Genomic DNA, 17275 nt, shown 5'->3' with positions numbered 1-17275 from the left:
CATCATTCCGCCAATGGATACCGTCGACGACACTCCGGCCTCCCTTTCCCGGCACCCCCTGTTCGAGCCGATCGCGCCCTGGCTCGCGCGCTTCACCGCACCCGGGGTTCCCTCGCATGCAGCGCTCGACGCCCTGCTCGCCGGGACCGCAGCCGGCGCGCGCAGCGGTGGCGGGGCGCCGATCCGCTTCGTGCCGCCCGGGGATGATCCCGCCGGCTACGAGGCGCAGATCTTCTCCAGCGGCGAGGTGCCGACCCGCGACGGCGACTGGCACGACTTCTTCAATGCGCTCGCCTGGTGCGCCTGGCCACACACCAAATCGGCCTGCAACCGCCTGCATCTGGCCGAACTGCGCGTCCGCGAAGGCGCCGGTCTGCCCGGGCGCGGGCCGCGGCGCGACGCGCTGACCCAGTTCGATGAATGCGGCATCGTCGTGGTGTCGGCCGACGCCGAGATCCCCGCGCTGCTGGCGGCGCACGAATGGGAAGAGGCGTTCTGGAACCGGCGCGCGCACCTGCAGCGGACCACCCGCTTCCTCGTCCTCGGCCACGGCAGCTGGGACCAGCTGCGCGCCCCCTTCGTCGGCCTGTGCGCGAAGGCGATCTACCGCGTGGTCGAGCCCGCCTGGCTGGCCCTGCCCATGGCGGCGGCGCTCGCGGAAACCGACGCCTGGCTCGCCGATCACCTCGCGGCGGCCCTCGACACCCTGAGCCCGCGCAGCCTGTCGCCACTGCCGCTGCTCGGCATCCCGGGCGTCACGCCCGACAACGAGGTCGTGGGCTACTACCGCGACACCCGCCAGTTCCGCCCGCGGCGCAACGCCCTCGGCGCCGCCGCGAGCGGAACGAGCAGGGCCTGAACCGGCACCGAGCGCGACCAGCGGGCGGCCGGCAATGCGGGCACCTCGACGCAATGGCGCTCGCGTTCAGGATCCGGCGCCTGCCGCAGCGACTCGACGACGAATACCATTGGCATCGACCGGACACGGCACCTACAATCCAATCATCATTTTCCGGATGATTGCCGATGCCTTCTCCTCCGCCCCGCCGCTCGCGGGACGCTTCATCGCCGTACCAACGCCCCGTCCCCGTGGCGGAATCGCCATCGCGCCCGGAGGCCCGCCGCTTCGGCCGGACGCTGGCGCTGTGCGCGACCGCGCTCGCGCTTTGCCTCGCCACGCCGGCAAGCCACGCGACCGCGGACACCCCGGCGCCGGCGATGCTCGCCGAACGCTACACGGACGCCATCGATCCTGCCGCCTACTGGGTCAGCGAGAAGCTCGACGGCGTGCGTGCGCTGTGGGACGGCCAGCGGCTGCGCTTTCGCAGCGGGCGCGAGATCGTCGCCCCGGCATGGTTCCTGGCGGCGCTGCCGGCCACGGCGGTGGACGGCGAGCTGTGGATCGGGCGACGACGCTTCGACGAACTGTCCGGCCTGATCCGCCGCGAGGACCCGCAGGACCCCGCGTGGCGCGAGGTGCGCTACATGCTCTTCGACCAGCCCGGCGCCACCGGCGACTTCAGCGCCCGCCTGCACACGCTGCGCGCCATCGTCACCGCCGCCGCCGTGCCCTGGCTGCAGACGATTCCGCAGCGGCGCGTCCCCGACCGCGCCGCCCTGCAGCGCCTGCTCGACGAAATCGTCGCCGGCGGCGGCGAGGGCCTGATGCTGCACCGCGCCGACGCCCGCTGGCAGCCCGGGCGCAGCGCGGCGCTGCTCAAGCTCACCCCCTGGCAGGACGCCGAGGCGCGCGTGGTCGGCTACGCCCCCGGCAAGGGCCGGCTGCAGGGCAAGGTCGGTTCCCTGTTGGTGGAGGCGGACGACGGCCGGCGCTTCCGCATCGGCAGCGGCCTCAGCGACGCTATTCGCGCCGCACCGCCGCCGATCGGCGCGCTCGTCACCTACCGCTACCGCGAGCTCACTCCCGCCGGCATGCCACGTTTTCCGCGCTACCTGCGCGAGCGCACGCTGCCTTGACCCGGTCGGAGACAGCCTGAAGCCGGCCGCGGCACGCTTGCGCGAGCGGCCCGCCAGCGTGCCGACGAACCGCCACCCCCGCGAGGCCCCGCTCAAGCCTCGAGCTGCAGCGCCGCTAGGCGTGCGTAGAGCCCGCCCCGGCGGCGCAGGTCGGCCGGCGTGCCGGTCTCGACGATGCGCCCGCCGTCCATCACCACGATGCGGTCCACCTTCTGCACCGTCGCCAGGCGGTGGGCGATGATCAGCGTGGTACGGCCCTGCATCGCCGCCGCCAGGCCCTGCTGGACGAGGATCTCGGACTCGGCGTCGAGCGCGCTGGTGGCCTCGTCGAGCAGCAGGATGGGCGCGCCCTTGAGGATCGCGCGCGCGATCGCGATGCGCTGGCGCTGGCCGCCCGAGAGCCGGGTGCCGCGCTCGCCGAGGAAGCTCGCGTAGCCTTCGGGCAGGCGGGCGATGAACTCGTCCGCGGCCGCGGCACGCGCGGCCGCGATCACCTCCTCGTCGCCGGCGTCGGGGCGGCTATAACGGATGTTGTCGAGCGCGCTGGCGGAGAAGATCACCGGGTCCTGGGGGACGATCGCGATGCCGGCGCGCAGGGTGCGCAGCGGCAGTTCGCGGATGTCGCGGCCGCCGATGCGGATGCGACCCTCGCTCGCCTCGTAGAAGCGCAGCAGCAGCTGGAACAGGCTCGTCTTGCCGGCGCCGGACGGGCCGACCAGCGCCACCTTCTCGCCCGGCGCGATGCGCAGGGAGATATCGTCGAGCGCGCGCACGCCCGGGCGAGCCGGGTAGCGGAAGACCACGCGGTCGAGTTCGATGCCCGCCTCGCCGGCCGCCGCGGCCGGACAAGCCATCCCCGGATCGCGGATCACCGGCTCGGCGCGCAGCAGCTCGAGCAGCCGCCCGCTCGCACCGGCGGCGCGCATCACGTCGCCCCACACCTCGGCCAGCGTCCCCGCGCCGCCCGCCACCAGCGCGGCATAGATCACGAAGGCGCCGAGCTCGCCCATCGACAGCGCGCCCGCCTGCACCTGGCGCGCGCCGATCCACAGCACGAAGATGATCGTGCCCATCACCGCGGCGATGATCAGCCCGGTGAGCGCCGCGCGCACCCGGGTGCGCCGCACCGCAGTATCGAAGCTGGTCTCGGCGCGGGCGGCGAAACGCGCGGCCTCGCTTTCCTCCTGGCCGAAGGCCTGCACCGTCGGCATGGCGTTGAGGATCTCGCCGGCGAGCGCCGAGGCGTCGGCGATGCGGTCCTGCGCCTCGCGCGAGAGGCTGCGCACGCGGCGGCCGATGAGGGTGATCGGCAGCGCGAGCAACGCCATCAGCCCGAAGATGAGGCCGAACAGCTGCACGCTGGTCACCGCCAGCATCACCATGCCGCCGACGAACTGGAACAGGCTGCGCAGCCCCATCGAGATCGAGCTACCCACCACCGTCTGCACCAGGGTGGTGTCGCCGGTCAGCCGCGACAGCACCTCGCCGGTCTGCAGGGTCTCGAAGAACTGCGGCGACTGGCGCAGCACGCGCGCATAGACCGCGCCGCGCAGGTCGGCGGTGACGCGCTCGCCGATCCACGACACCATGTAATAGCGCGCCGCCACCGCCGCCGCCCACAACACCGCGAGCCCGAACAGCGCGACGAAGCGGCCGTCCAGGCCCTGGGCGCCGAACAGCCCGCCACCGTCCGCAGCCCCACTCGCTGCCTCACCGCCCGCCGGAACCCCGCCGAATCCGGCATCGATCAGGTCGCGAAAGGCCAGCGGCACCACCAGGATCGCCGCCGAGCCCAGGCACAGCAGCGCGAAGGCGAGCGCCACCCGCGCGCGGTAGGGACGCAGGAAGGGCAGCAGGCCGCGCAGGGCGGAGAGCGGGGCGGTCGTGGCGCTTGGGCGGGACATGATCCGATTATTGCCCCATCCCCACCGGGGCGGTGCACATCGAAGGCCACGAGGCCGGGCAATCGCGGAACGGCGCCTCGGGCACGCATCGGCAGCCCCAACAACAAGCCGTCCGGCGCTCCCGCAGCCCGTGGAGACCCGCGCTGGGCTATGCTTCGGTGACGCAGGCCGTTCGCACGGAGCCCCGCATGGACACGCCCGACACGATCCACGCCTTCTGGTTCGGCCCCGCGGCCGACACCGCGACCGAGACCGACATCATCGACCGCCAGTCGGCACTGTGGTGGAAGAAGCAGCCCGCGGTCGATGCCGAGATCCGCGAGCGCTTCACGCCGCTGGTGCGCCGCGCCGCGGTGGGCGAGCTGGACGGCTGGGTCGGCTCGACGCGCGGGCGGCTGGCGCTGATCCTGCTGACCGACCAGTTCCCGCGCAACATCTGGCGCGGCGAGGCCGCGGCCTTCGCCTTCGACGTGCTCGCGCTGCGCTGGGCGAAGGAGGCGCTGCGGCTCGGCCTGGATGGCGCCGCGCGCCCGATCGAGCGCGTGTTCCTGTACCTGCCGCTGGAGCATTCCGAGGACCTCGCCGACCAGCGCGAGGCGGTGCGCCTGTTCGACGCGCTCGCCGCGGACGTGGCGCCGGCGGCGCAGCCGGCCTTCGCGGGCTACCTCGACTACGCCCGCCGCCACCTCGAGATCGTCGAGCGCTTCGGGCGCTTTCCGCACCGCAACCTCGCCCTCGGACGGGAGACGAGCGCCGAGGAGGCGGCCTTCCTGCGCGAACCGGGCTCGGGATTCTGAGCGCCGCAGGCATTGGCCGGGCGGGTTGTTAGAATCGCAGCACAGGTGCCGCCACCGGCGTGCCCGCTCACCGCTGGAGATCGTCGCCATGCACAGCCATCCTGCCCTGCCTCGCCCGAACACCCTGCGCAGCTTCCTGCTGCTGCTCGGCGCCCTGCTCGTGCTCGGCCTCGCCGGCTGCGCCAGCCTGGTGCATCGCGAGCCGGTACGCATCAACGTCGTCGGCCTCGAGCCCATCCCCGGCGAGGGCATGGAGATGCGCTTCAAGGTCAAGCTGCGGGTGCAGAACCCCAACGAGACCGCGATCGACTTCGACGGCCTGGCGCTCGACCTCGACCTCAACGGCCGCCCCTTCGCCAGCGGCGTCAGCGACCGCGCCGGCAGCGTGCCGCGCTTCGGCGAGACGCTGATCGAGATCCCGGTGTCGGTGTCGGCGATCGCGGTGGTGCGCCAGGCGCTCGGCGTCATCGAGGGCGAGGGCAAGGCCGAGGTGCCCTACGCGCTGCGCGGCCGGCTCGCCGGCGGCCTGCTCGGCGGCATGCGCTTCTCCGATTCCGGTACCCTGAAGCTGCCCGACCCGCTCAAGACCCCGCGCTGAACCCGCGCGCACAAGGAGACCGAACGATGACCCTGCCCACCGTCCACGACGCCCGCCTGCAACTCGACAACCGCGTCGCCACCCTCACGCTGGCGCGCGACGACGTGCGCAACGCGCTCACCGGCACCGCGCTGATCGACGACATCGTCAACGTCGCCGACTGGGTGAACACCTGCGACGAGGTCTCGGTGCTCGTCATCACCGGCGAAGGCTCGGCTTTCTCGGCCGGTGGCAACGTCAAGGACATGGCTGCGCGCGGCGGCGACTTCGCCGGCGACGTGGCCGAGGTCGCCACCCGCTATCGCCGCGGCATCCAGCGCATCCCGCTGGCGCTGCAGGCGGTCGAGGTGCCGATCATCGCCGCGGTCAATGGCCCGGCGATCGGCGCCGGCTTCGACCTCGCCAACATGGCCGACATCCGCATCGCTTCCACCCGCGCGAAGTTCGGCGAGACCTTCCTCAACCTGGGCATCATCCCCGGCGACGGCGGCGCCTGGTTCATGCAGCGCCTGATCGGCTACCAGCAGGCCTTCGAGCTCACGCTATCGGGCCGCATCGTCGGCGCCGAGGAGGCGAAGACGCTGGGCATCGTGCTCGAGGTGGTCGAGCCCGAGCAGCTGCTGACGCGCGCCCACGAGCTGGCCGCGCGCTTCGCCGCCCAGCCGCCGAAGGCCCTTCGCCTGACCAAGCGCCTGATGAAGATGGCGCAGCGCATGGAACTCAAGGACTTCCTCGACCTGTGCGCCGCCTTCCAGGGCATGTGCCACAACGAGCCCGAGCACCTCGAGGCGGTCAACCGCATGCTCGCGCGCTCCTGAACCACGAGCACACGCAAACGATGGACGGCCACGCCCCCCAGTTCGACGTCGAGGATTTCGCCGATCCGGCGGCGGCATTGACCCGGGTGCACGAGATCTACGACCTCGCGGTCGACCACCTGCGCCGCGGCCTGCAGCACTACGTCGATGGCGCCGACGTCGGCCGCCACGTGCGTGCCTGCTATCCGCTGCTGCGCGTGCGCACCGACACCGTGGCGCGCGCGGATTCGCGCCTGTCCTACGGTTTCGTCGCCGGGCCGGGCGTGTTCGAGACCACGCTGACGCGACCGGACCTGTTCGCCGACTACTACCTGGAGCAGTTCCGCTTGCTGGTGGAGAACCACGGCGTGGCGCTGCAGGTGGGCAGCAGCACGCAGCCGATCCCGGTGCATTTCGCCCTGCCCGAGCACGACTACCTGGAAGGCCACCTCGGCCCCGCGCGCCGCCGCCTGCTGCGCGACCACTTCGACCTGCCCGATCTCGGCGCGATGGACGACGGCATCGCCAACGGCACCTTCGAGCCCGGCCCGGGCGAGCCTCATCCGCTGGCGCTGTTCACCGCGCCGCGGGTGGATTACTCGCTGCACCGGCTGCGCCACTACACCGGCACGCGGCCGGCGCACTTCCAGAACTTCGTGCTGTTCACCAACTACCAGTTCTACATCGACGAGTTCATCCGCCTCGGCCGCGAGCTCATGGCCGATACCGCCTCCGGCCACGGCTACGAGGCCTTCGTCGAGCCGGGCAACGTGGTCACACGCCGCGCCGACCTTCCGCCACAGGCCGAGGACGCCGAGGGCAACCCGCCGCCGCGCCTGCCGCAGATGCCGGCCTACCACCTGGTGCGCGGCGACCGCGGCGGCATCACCATGGTCAATATCGGCGTCGGCCCGGCCAACGCCAAGACCATCACCGACCACATCGCGGTGCTCCGCCCCCATGCGTGGATCATGCTCGGCCACTGCGCCGGGCTGCGCAACAGCCAGCACCTGGGCGACTACGTGCTCGCCCACGGCTACGTGCGCGAGGACCACGTGCTCGACGAAGAGCTGCCGCCCTGGGTGCCGATCCCGCCGCTCGCCGAGGTGCAGGTGGCGCTCGAGGCCGCGGTGGCCGAGGTCACGCAGTTGTCCGGCTACGAGCTCAAGCGCCTGATGCGTACCGGCACCGTCGCCAGCACCGACAACCGCAACTGGGAGCTGCTGCCCTCGCACGGCATGTCGACTAGCCCCGAGCGCCGCTTCAGCCAGAGCCGCGCGGTGGCGCTGGACATGGAGTCCGCCACCATCGCCGCCAACGGTTTCCGCTTCCGCGTGCCCTACGGCACCCTGCTGTGCGTCAGCGACAAGCCGCTGCACGGCGAGATCAAGCTGCCCGGCATGGCCGACAAGTTCTACCGCGAGCGCGTCGACCAGCACCTGCGCATCGGCATCCGCGCGCTCGAGCAGCTGCGCGAGCAGGGCGTCGACCGCCTGCACAGCCGCAAGCTGCGCAGCTTCGCCGAGGTGGCGTTCCAGTAGCGGCTGCGGCATCCTCGCGCGCCCACCCGAATCGATCCGCCATGTCCGCCACCGCGCCGCCCACCCCATCAGAAACCACCGCGCCGCCCGCCGCCACCGGGCAGGCCGCCGGCGCGCTGCGCGTGCTCTCCGTCATCCCGCCGATGACGCAGCTCAACACGCCGTACCCGTCCACCGCCTACCTCACCGGCTTCCTGCGCTCGCGCGGCGTGGACGCGGTGCAGGAGGACCTGGCGCTGAAGCTGGTGCTGCGCCTGCTCTCGCCCGCCGGCCTGGACGACATCCGCGCCTGCGCCGAGGCCCTGCCGAAGAAGCGGCGCACGCCGCTGGTGCAGGGCTTCATCGAGCACTTCGCGCGCTACCGCTACACCGTCGGCCCCACCATCGCCTTCCTGCAGGGCCGCGACCCGACCATCGCCCACCGCATCGCCAGCCGGACCTTCCTGCCCGAGGGTCCGCGCTACGATGCGGTCGACGCCTATGTCGACCCCGACGACCCCGAGGGCGGCGACCCGCTCGCCTGGGCCTTCGGCGCGCTCGGCCTGGCAGACCGCGCGCGCCACCTGGCGACGCTGTACCTCAACGAGCTCGCCGACATCCTGCGCGACGCGGTCGACCCCCGCTTCGAGTTCGTGCGCTATGCCGAGTCGCTGGCGATGAGCCAGCCGACCTTCGAGCCCCTCGCCGCCGCGCTGGCCGCCAAGCCGACGCTGGTGGACGACTACCTGCGCGAACTCACCCTGGAGGCCATCGCCCGCCACCGGCCGCAACTGGTTCTCGTCTCCACGCCCTTCCCCGGCTCGGTCTACGGCGCCTTCCGCATCGCGCAGGCGATCAAGGCCGCGCATCCGGAGATCGTCACCGTGCTCGGCGGCGGCTTCGTCAATACCGAGCTGCGCGAGCTGGCCGAGCCGCGGGTGTTCGATCATTTCGACTACGTCACGCTGGACGACGGCGAGCGCCCGCTGCTGGCGCTGCTCGAGCACCTGCGGGGCAGGCGCGGCAGGTCGCGCCTGGTGCGCACCTTCGTGCGCGACCCGGACACCGCGCAAGTCCGCTACATCAACCTCGCCGAACCCGACGTCCCCTTCGCCGAGGTCGGCACCCCGACGTGGGACGGCCTGCCGCTGGACGGCTACCTGTCGGTGCTCGACATGCTCAACCCGATGCACCGGCTGTGGTCGGACGGGCGCTGGAACAAGCTCACCGTGGCCCACGGCTGCTACTGGAAGAAGTGCACCTTCTGCGACATCAGCCTGGATTACATCGGGCGCTACGACGGCGCCGCCGCCACCCTGCTGGTCGACCGCATCGAGGCCATCATCGCCGAGACCGGGCAGACCGGCTTCCACTTCGTGGACGAGGCCGCGCCGCCCAAGGCCTTGCGCGCGCTCGCCGAGGAGCTGCTGCGCCGCGGCGTCGCGATCTCGTGGTGGGGCAACATCCGCTTCGAGAAGTCCTTCACCCCCGAGCTCTGCCAGCTGCTCGCCGACAGCGGCTGCATCGCGGTCTCCGGCGGGCTGGAGGTCGCCTCGGACCGCCTGCTGCAGCTGATGAAGAAGGGCGTGTCGGTGGAGCAGGTGGCGCGCGTCACCCACGCCTTCACCGCGGCCGGGGTGCTGGTGCACGCCTACCTGATGTACGGCTTCCCGACCCAGACCGTGCACGACACCGTGGATGCGCTCGAATACGTGCGCCAGCTGTTCGCCGCCGGCTGCATCCAGTCCGGCTTCTTCCACCGCTTCGCATGCACCGTGCATTCGCCGGTGGGCAAGCACCCGGAGGAGTTCGGCGTCACCCTGAAGCCGCTGCCCGAGGTGACCTTCGCGAAGAACGACGTCGGCTTCATCGACCCCACCGGTGTCGACCACGACCGCCTCGGCCGCGCGCTCAACAAGGCGCTGTACAACTACATGCACGGCATCGGGCTCGATACCGACGTGCGCAGCTGGTTCGAGGACAAGGTGCCGCGCCCGCGCGTGGCCAGGCACTTCATCGCGCGCGCGCTGGAGGGTTGAGCCTCGCCGTGGGCCAGTTATCGGCGCCCGCCACGGCGGGCCGGTGCCGATAACTGGCGCGGAACGGCGAATTTGTCACACCCGTTGCCCATCATGGCTTTTGACCCGGTCCACCTTATGCAAGCATCGGGCCGGTGCTCCCGGTGTCCGGCCGGGCAGGGCATGACATTCGGCAGCTCACGGGGCGACATCGATGGTTCGCGTTTTTCTGGTCAGCAATTTCCGCCTGATGCTCCACGGCATCGAGGCCTTGCTCGCCCAGCATCCGCAGCGCTTCATGCTGGTCGGGACCGCGCAGGGTTTCGACGCCCTGCCGCAAGTCGTCAGCCAGGCTCACGCCGATCTCGTCCTGCTCGACATCGACTTCGCGCCCGAGCAGGTGCTGGCCGCGGTCGAAGCCCTGCACGCCCACGCCCGCCAGGTACCGGTGCTGCTGCTCAGCCGCCTCGCCGACCGCATGCTGCAGGACCGCGCGGTGCTTGCCGGCGCGCGCGGCGTCATCGGCAGCGACGTCGCCCCCGAACTCTTCCTCACCGCGCTGGAAAAGGTGCGCGCCGGGCAGATCTGGCTCGACCGCGAAGCCACCGGGCGCATCTTCGTCGCCTTCTCGCGCCAGAGCGCCGGCGCGCACAGCGACCCGATCGCCGAACGCCTCGCCGAACTCACCGAGCGCGAGCAGGACATCCTCGTCTGCCTGCTGCGCCACAGCGCCGAGCCCGGCAAGGCGATCGCACGCCGGCTGCACATCAGCGAAAGCACGCTGCGCAACCACCTCACCTCGATCTACGACAAGTTCGGCGTCGCCGGCCGTAACGGGCTGCTCGCCTACGCCTTCGAGCACCGCCTGGGCGACCGCCTGGAGCACGCCTCCGGCGTGCAGCGCCAGCGCGACCGCCTCGGCGGCGGCATGCCGCTCCCGGGCTGATCCCCCGCGCGAGGCAGCCTCACGGCCTGCCCGCGCCGCGCCTCCATCGCAACCCCGCAGCGGCCGACCCACGTCGGCCGCTCGCCCGTCCACGCCCGCCTCGGGCGCCATTTCACGCATGCAGGACAAACCTCCTGCCTGCCGCAGGAGGAGTCCGCCGTTTCTCCCGCTGCCGGGCGGGACATCCGTGGGGGCGAGATCGGGAGCCTCCGCCGATGCCGGGGCAGGCGCGCATCAGCACACTTCCACCCCATGAACACGCGATCCGAGCCCTTCTGCAAACGCGCACACGAACGGGTCCGCGTGACCTGGCCGGTGAAGCTGGGCGCGCTGCGGGGGTGGACGCGCGATGTCAGCGACGAGGGCGTGTTCCTGGAACTGGAGGAGGACGTCGGCGCGGAGGCGGATGTGCGCTTCGACATCGACATGAGTACCCCGCTCGGACCGATGCACATGCATTGCAGCGGCCGGGTGGTGAGAAAAGAGCCACGGTGTGGGTGCACAGGCATTGCCGTACGCATGACCGACTCGCGCATTGAAGTCACTTCATGGCGAAACTGACAGGAGAAGAGGAAATGGCATTCACGTTCGTTGAGAAAGAAGACGGTGTCGAGCTTTTCGTCGGTACCGAGGATGCAGACAGCACGACCAGTCTGGCGTCCGTAGGCGGAAAGGATGGTCACAACGCGACTGCAGGCATGGATGTATTCGATGGTCTAGGTGGCAATGACACCATCGATGCTGGCAACGGCGATGACACGCTCATCGGCGGCGCAGGCGACGACACGCTGACCGGCGGCAACGGCGCCGACACGTTCAAGTACAGCTACACCCTCGAAGTCGGCGCTGCGGCCAGTGCCCCGCAGAGCTACGCCGCCTACCTCACCGACCTGGGCGTGAGCCTCGACAGCCAAAGCACGCTGTCCACCACCTACACTGCCTGGCTGAACTACCTGGTGTTCGGCGGTGACGACGGCTGGAAGGGCCTGGCGGAGCACTTCGGCTGGGAAGGCGAGATCACCATCGGACTCAACCAGAACGACCTCGACGGCAGCCAGCCGCACATCCTGGTCGACGGCGTGCAGCAGGACCTCGACGCGATCTTCGGCGACGTAGAGAGCTTCAGCTGGACCAAGGGCAAGGCCACCCAGACCCGCAGCTACTGGGATCTGGACGATAGCTACGACTGGGGCGGCGAGACGACCGTAAGCAGCACGGACGGCAAGGACACCATCACCGACTTCCAGGTCAACCAGACCGAGCCTGAGAAGAGCGACAAGCTCTTCTTCACGGTCGATGTGGAAGGCGACGTCACGACCCTCAGCGACGCGGAGAAGCAAGCGCTGACGGACGCCTTCAAGGCCCAGTTCGACGTCGATGTCGCGGAATTCGGCGGTGCTGCGGGCGACGACACCCGCCTGACCCTCGACGACGGCATGTCCATCACCCTGCTCGGCTATGCCGGCGGCGAGGATGTTTGGAACCACGTCGAGTTCAACTTCGTCTGATCCGCAGCGACCAGCTGCACCCCCCGAAAGCCGACGCCCGCGCGTCGGCTTTTTTCGTGCGCCTCGTGCGCTATTGCCGCATGCGCTGCGGGCCCCTCCGCTACAGTCTGCCGCCATGAACGCCGCATCCCCCGCCCCCGCCTCGAATCCCTTGCGCAGCGCGCTGCAGGCCCTGCGCGGCGTGTTCCTCGCCGTCGGCAGCTTCAGCTTCGTCATCAACCTGCTGATGCTGATGCCGACGCTGTACATGCTGCAGGTCTACGACCGCGTGCTGTCCAGCCGTAACGAGTTCACGCTGCTGATGCTGACCCTGATCATGGTCGGCGTGTATGCGCTGGAGGCGGCGCTGGAGTGGGTGCGCTCGCGGGTGCTGGTGCGCGCCAGCTCGGCGCTGGACCTGCGCCTGGGCGGGCAGGTGTTCGACGCCGCCTTCCGCCGCTACCTCGGCAGCCGCAGCGGCAACCCCGGGCAGGCGCTGGGAGATCTGAGCAACCTGCGCCAGTTCCTCACCGGCAAGGGCCTGCTCGCCTTCTTCGACGCGCCGTGGGCGCCGATCTACCTGGCCGTGATCTTCCTGCTCAGCCCCTGGCTGGGCCTGTTCGGGCTGGTGGCGGCGGCGCTGCTGGTGGCGCTGGCGTGGGCCAACGAGAAGCTCACCGCGGCGCCGCTGGGCGAGGCCAACCGGCTCGCCACCGCCGCCGGCAACTACGCCGGCAGCAATCTGCGCAACGCCGAGGTGATCGAGGCCATGGGCATGCTCGGCAACCTGCGCCGGCGCTGGCAGGTCCGCCAGGCCGGGGTGCTGCGCCTGCAGGCCGAGGCCAGCGAGCGTGCCGCCTGGGTCGGCGCGGCGAGCCGCTTCACCCGCCTGCTCGCGCAGTCCGGCATCCTCGGCCTGGGCGCGCTGCTGGTGCTGGACAACCAGCTCACCGCCGGCGGCATGATCGCCGGCTCCATCCTGCTCGGACGCGCGCTGGCGCCGGTGGACCTGGCGATCGGCACCTGGCGCAGCACGGTGTCGGCGCGCGGCGCCCATGCCCGCCTGGCCGAACTTCTGTCCGGCGCGCCGGCCGCGCGCGAGCGCACCGCGCTGCCGCGCCCGCAGGGCCTCGTGCTCGCCGACAATCTGGTGCTGGCCGCGCCCGGCAGCCGCAACCCGGTGGTCAAGGGCGTTTCCTTCGGCGCCAAGCCGGGCATGCTGGTGGCGGTGATCGGGCCGAGCGCCTCGGGCAAGTCCAGCCTGGCGCGCGGCCTGGTCGGCGTGTGGCCGCCGCTCGCCGGCAGCCTGCGCCTGGACAACGCCAAACTCGCGAAGTGGGACAAGGAGGAACTCGGCCCCTGGCTCGGCTACCTGCCGCAGGACGTCGAGCTGTTCGAGGGCACGGTGGCGGAGAACATCGCCCGCTTCGGCGAGCGCGACGACGCCCGCATCGTCGAGGCGGCGCGCCGCGCCGGCGTGCACGACATGATCCTGCACCTGCCCGAGGGCTACGACACGCCGATCGGCGAGCGCGGGCTGGCGCTGTCGGGCGGCCAGCGCCAGCGCATCGGCCTGGCGCGCGCGCTGTACGGCTCCCCGGCGCTGGTGGTGCTCGACGAGCCCAACGCCAACCTCGACGAGGCCGGCGACGCCGCGCTGCTGGCCGCGCTGCAGGACCTCCGCCGCGCGCGCAGCACGGTGTTCGTGATGACCCACCGCCTCAACCTGCTCGCCATCGCCGACGCGGTGATGATCCTCGCCGACGGCGCGATCAAGGCCTACGGCCCGCGCGACGCGATCTTCAAGTCCATGCCGGCGCTGGCACGCGCCGCCGGCGCCGGACCCCAGGCGCGGATCGAGGAGGAGGCCGCGGCATGAGCACCAACTTCCCGCAATCCATGCATGCCGCCGATCGCCAGCCGGCGACGAAGGCACACCCGCTGGCCGGCGTGCTCGAGCTGCATGCCGGCGAGACCGTGCAGTTTCCCGACACCGACTACCGCAGCGTGATCCGCCGCGGACTGTGGATCCTCGCCCTGGGCTTCGGCGGCTTCCTGCTGTGGGCGACGCTGGCGCCGCTGGACGAGGGCATCCCGGCCGCCGGGGTGGTGATGGTGGAATCCAACCGCAAGCGCATCGACCACCCGAGCGGCGGCGTGGTCGAGCGCATCCTGGTGCGCGAAGGCCAGGTGGTGCAGGCCGGCGAGGACCTGCTGATCCTCAACGAGACCCAGGCGCGCTCGGCGCTCAATGCCACGCTCAGCCAGTGGCACACCGCGCTCGCCATGCGCGCCCGCCTGGATGCCGAACGCGACGGCGCCGCGGCGATCCGCGTCCCGCCCGAACTCGCCGCGGCGGGGACGGACGACCCCGCGGTGGAGCAGCTGCTGCGCATGCAGGAAGACCTGTTCGCCTCGCGCCGCAGCGCGCTGGAAGGCGAGCAGCGCATCGTGCGCGAATCGGTGCGCGGCCTGGAGAGCCAGCTCGCCAGCCTCGGCAGCCTGCGCCGCGGACGCGAGAAGCAGGTGGCGCTGTTCGAGGAGCAGCTCGCCTCCTACCGCAAGCTCAACGACCAGGGCTTCGTGTCGCGCAACCATCTGGTCGACATCGAGCGCCAGCTCGCCGAGGTGCAGAGCCGGCAGAGCGAGGACCTGTCCAACATTGCCGCCACCAATGCGCGCCTGTCGGAGTTCCGCATGCGCGACGCCCAGCTCGAGATCGAGTTCCGCCGCAACGTCGAGACCCAGCTCGCCGAGGTGCAGCGCGAGGTGGCGGTGCTCGGCGAGCGCCTGGCGGCGCAGCGCGACACCGTCGACCGCCTGGCGCTGAAGGCGCCGGTCAGCGGGGTGGTGGTCGATCTGGCCATCCACACCATCGGCGGCGTGATCAAGCCCGGCGAGCGCATCCTGGACGTGGTGCCGCAGGCCGACGAGCTCGTCGTCGAGGCGCGCGTGCAGCCCCAGCACATCGACCGCCTGCATGCCGGCCTGGCGGCGGACGTGCATTTCGACGCCTACGCCAGCCGCGTCGAGCGCCCGGTGGTGCAGGGGCAGGTGGAGGTGGTGTCGGCGGACGTGATCGTGGATCAGCGCAGCGGCGAGGGCCACTACACGATGCGGGTGCGGGTGCCGCCGGAGCAGAAGGCACGCCTGGGCGACCTGCGCCTGCAGCCGGGCATGCAGACCACGGTGATGGTGAAGACCGGGGAGCGCTCGCTGATGGTGTATCTGCTGCGGCCGCTGCTGCGCCGCTTCACCACCGCGCTGAGCGAATGAGCGGGCCGCAAAAAAAGGCCCGCACGGTGGCGGGCCTGCGGCAGCGCTGACCGGCCCGCTTACTTCAGCGCGGCGAGCGCGGCGGCGTAGTCGGGCTCTTCCTTGATCTCGGGGACGAGCTGCGAGTAGGCGACCTTGTCGTCGGCATCGATCACCACCACCGCGCGCGCGGTGACGCCGGCGAGCGGGCCGGAAGTGATGCCGACGCCGTAGGCTTCGCCGAACTGCGGATTACGGAAGGTCGACAGCGTCTTCACGTTCTGCAGGCCTTCGGTCTCGCAGAAGCGCTTGGCGGCGAAGGGCAGGTCGGCGGACACGACCAGCACCACGGTGTCGGCGAGCTTGCCGGCTTCCTCGTTGAACTTGCGGGTCGAGGTGGCGCACACCGGGGTGTCCAGGCTGGGGACGATGTTCAGCACCTTGCGCTTGCCGGCGAAGGCGTCGAGACCGACGTCTGCCAGGTCTGCGCCGGTCAGCCTGAACGCGGGCGCGGCATCGCCGGCCTGCGGGAAACGGCCCGCCACGTCGATCGGGTTGCCGCCGAGGGTGACTTTGCTCATGGTGTTCTCCTGTGGGTGAGGGTGATGCCGGCTTGTTCGTCGGGCGCCGGCTGGTCCGGTCGCTAGCCTACACCAAGCCGATGAAGGCTGGCGCCACTGCGGGTGCCGATCAGGCCGATCGCGCACCGAGGACAAGGGTTCATCATCATGGAGACGACCGGGCCGGCCTGATCTATCTTGAAAACGAGGCTGCAACCCGGGAGAGCGTCGCCATGGAGCCGGTAGATCTGTTCTACAGCTATGCGCACGAGGACGAGCCGCTGCGCGACGAGCTGGACGGCCACCTGGCGCTGCTGCGACGCAAGGGGGTGATCCGTCCCTGGCACGATCGCGGCATCGTCCCCGGACAGAAGTGGGGCGAGGAGATCGACACCCGGCTCGGCACCGCGGACCTGATCCTGCTGCTGGTGAGCAAGGACTTCCTCGACTCCGACTACATCTGGAGCAAGGAGCTCACGACTGCGATGAGGCGCGCCGAACGCGGCGAAGCGAGCGTGGTGCCGGTCCTGCTGCGCGCGGTGGACATCGAGGACGCGCCCTTCGCACACCTGCAGGGCCTGCCCACCGACCTGCGTCCAGTCACCTCCTGGCCCAACCGCGACGAGGCCTGGACCGACGTCGCCAAGGGCATCCGGCGCACGGTCGAGTCCATCCAGAAGGGCTGGGCGAGCGCGCCGCCGCCGCCCGCTCCGTCGGCCCCGTCGGCGCCGCAGCCGAGCGACTTCGGGACGGCCACCGCGACGGCCGCGGCACCGCCCGACGAGGCCACCGCGGTGACCGGCGCCGCGCGCGGCATCCGCGACGTGCAACTTGATTCAATGCAGGAAGCGCGCACCGACGCCCTCGTCCAGCGCATGTGCGCCGGCTTCGCCAATGCGCTTTCGGTCGCGGCGCGCATGCGCGGGGTCGCCGACATCGACAGCGCCGAAGCCCAGGACATGGCCGCCGCGCTGATCGACATGCCGGAACAGAAGCGGGTGCTGTGGGTGGACAACAAGCCCGAGGGCAACCGCCACGAGATCGCCGCCCTGGCGAAACTGCAGATCGAGGTCGTCACCGCGCACAGCACGGAGGACGCGCTCGCGCGCCTGGATTCGGACACGGAGGGCTTCGATCTGGTGTTGTCGGACTGGGACCGTCCGGAAGCACTGGACGGCACGGCGAGCGCCGGACTGAAACTGCTGCGCGCGCTGGCAATGCGCCCGCGCCGACCGCCGGTGATCTTCTATCACGGCGAATTCGACGCCGTGCAACGCGAGCGCCGGCGGGACACGCTGCTGCGCGCCGGCGCCTTCGGCGAGGCGGTCACCCCGGGCGAACTGCTCGCCCTGGTCAGGACCGCGCTGCAATCCGCCTGAGCGGGGGCGTCCGCCGCCTACCGCGCGCGGCGGCAGA

15 protein-coding genes are annotated in these 17275 nt (G+C 71.1%); 13 read left to right on the top strand and 2 right to left on the bottom strand.

All coding sequences use genetic code 11. The features are described 5' to 3' along the window. Positions 1 to 13: 13 nt before the first annotated feature. Entirely contained in the window at positions 14 to 859 is an 846-nt protein-coding gene (locus tag CKCBHOJB_RS00520; protein ID WP_281050131.1) for a DUF3025 domain-containing protein, read from the top strand. Positions 860 to 1143: 284 nt separating this feature from the next. Beyond that, on the top strand, positions 1144 to 1977 hold the full coding sequence (locus CKCBHOJB_RS00515) for a DNA ligase (protein WP_281051730.1): 834 nt from the start codon (positions 1144 to 1146) through the stop codon (positions 1975 to 1977). Between the two features lie 92 nt (positions 1978 to 2069). Here the strand turns inward: CKCBHOJB_RS00515 and CKCBHOJB_RS00510 are convergent, their stop codons facing one another. After that, the gene (locus CKCBHOJB_RS00510) at positions 2070 to 3881 is read right to left on the bottom strand and encodes an ABC transporter transmembrane domain-containing protein (RefSeq protein WP_281050130.1); all 1812 of its coding nucleotides are present in this window, start codon (positions 3879 to 3881) and stop codon (positions 2070 to 2072) included. A 188-nt stretch (positions 3882 to 4069) separates the two neighbouring features. On the opposite strand from CKCBHOJB_RS00510, the gene CKCBHOJB_RS00505 reads away from it, so the two are divergent. The 10 genes from CKCBHOJB_RS00505 (at position 4070) to CKCBHOJB_RS00460 (ending at position 15320) form a co-directional block, all read left to right on the top strand. Further along, positions 4070 to 4678: a DUF924 family protein gene (locus tag CKCBHOJB_RS00505; RefSeq protein ID WP_281050129.1), complete on the top strand. Its 609-nt coding sequence runs from the start codon at positions 4070 to 4072 to the stop codon at positions 4676 to 4678. An 88-nt stretch (positions 4679 to 4766) separates the two neighbouring features. Continuing rightward, positions 4767 to 5276: an LEA type 2 family protein gene (locus CKCBHOJB_RS00500; protein ID WP_281050128.1), complete on the top strand. Its 510-nt coding sequence runs from the start codon at positions 4767 to 4769 to the stop codon at positions 5274 to 5276. A 26-nt stretch (positions 5277 to 5302) separates the two neighbouring features. Further along, on the top strand, positions 5303 to 6094 hold the full coding sequence (locus CKCBHOJB_RS00495; RefSeq protein WP_281050127.1) for an enoyl-CoA hydratase-related protein: 792 nt from the start codon (positions 5303 to 5305) through the stop codon (positions 6092 to 6094). 20 nt (positions 6095 to 6114) lie between these two features. After that, positions 6115 to 7614 carry an AMP nucleosidase gene (locus CKCBHOJB_RS00490; protein ID WP_281050126.1) on the top strand — a complete coding sequence of 500 codons (1500 nt, stop codon included), beginning with the start codon at positions 6115 to 6117 and terminating at the stop codon, positions 7612 to 7614. 143 nt (positions 7615 to 7757) lie between these two features. Beyond that, positions 7758 to 9632 (top strand): radical SAM protein, encoded by a 1875-nt coding sequence (locus tag CKCBHOJB_RS00485; protein ID WP_281051729.1) that lies wholly within the window; start codon positions 7758 to 7760, stop codon positions 9630 to 9632. A gap of 193 nt (positions 9633 to 9825) precedes the next feature. Beyond that, positions 9826 to 10557 carry a response regulator transcription factor gene (locus CKCBHOJB_RS00480; RefSeq protein ID WP_281050125.1) on the top strand — a complete coding sequence of 244 codons (732 nt, stop codon included), beginning with the start codon at positions 9826 to 9828 and terminating at the stop codon, positions 10555 to 10557. A 252-nt stretch (positions 10558 to 10809) separates the two neighbouring features. Next, entirely contained in the window at positions 10810 to 11118 is a 309-nt protein-coding gene (locus CKCBHOJB_RS00475; protein WP_281050124.1) for a PilZ domain-containing protein, read from the top strand. Between the two features lie 137 nt (positions 11119 to 11255). Further along, positions 11256 to 12065: a hypothetical protein gene (locus CKCBHOJB_RS00470; protein WP_281050123.1), complete on the top strand. Its 810-nt coding sequence runs from the start codon at positions 11256 to 11258 to the stop codon at positions 12063 to 12065. Between the two features lie 115 nt (positions 12066 to 12180). Then, positions 12181 to 13923, top strand: coding sequence for a type I secretion system permease/ATPase (locus CKCBHOJB_RS00465; protein WP_281050122.1), 1743 nt, complete (start codon positions 12181 to 12183; stop codon positions 13921 to 13923). Continuing rightward, a complete protein-coding gene (locus CKCBHOJB_RS00460) occupies positions 13920 to 15320 on the top strand; it encodes an HlyD family type I secretion periplasmic adaptor subunit (RefSeq protein WP_281050121.1) in 1401 nt (466 codons plus the stop codon). The genes CKCBHOJB_RS00465 and CKCBHOJB_RS00460 overlap by 4 nt, the downstream gene beginning before the upstream one ends. 59 nt (positions 15321 to 15379) lie before the next feature. Here CKCBHOJB_RS00460 and tpx read toward each other — a convergent pair whose 3' ends face one another. Beyond that, positions 15380 to 15880: a thiol peroxidase gene (gene tpx / locus CKCBHOJB_RS00455; RefSeq protein ID WP_281050120.1), complete on the bottom strand. Its 501-nt coding sequence runs from the start codon at positions 15878 to 15880 to the stop codon at positions 15380 to 15382. 212 nt (positions 15881 to 16092) lie between these two features. Here tpx and CKCBHOJB_RS00450 point away from each other — a divergent pair, with 212 nt between their 5' ends. Further along, positions 16093 to 17238 (top strand): TIR domain-containing protein, encoded by a 1146-nt coding sequence (locus CKCBHOJB_RS00450; RefSeq protein WP_281050119.1) that lies wholly within the window; start codon positions 16093 to 16095, stop codon positions 17236 to 17238. Positions 17239 to 17275 lie beyond the last annotated feature (37 nt).

The organism is Thauera sp. GDN1 (genome assembly GCF_029223545.1).
GTDB lineage: Bacteria > Pseudomonadota > Gammaproteobacteria > Burkholderiales > Rhodocyclaceae > Thauera.
Note: the sequence above shows the minus strand (reverse complement) of the source record. Positions and strands in the feature narration are given on the sequence as shown.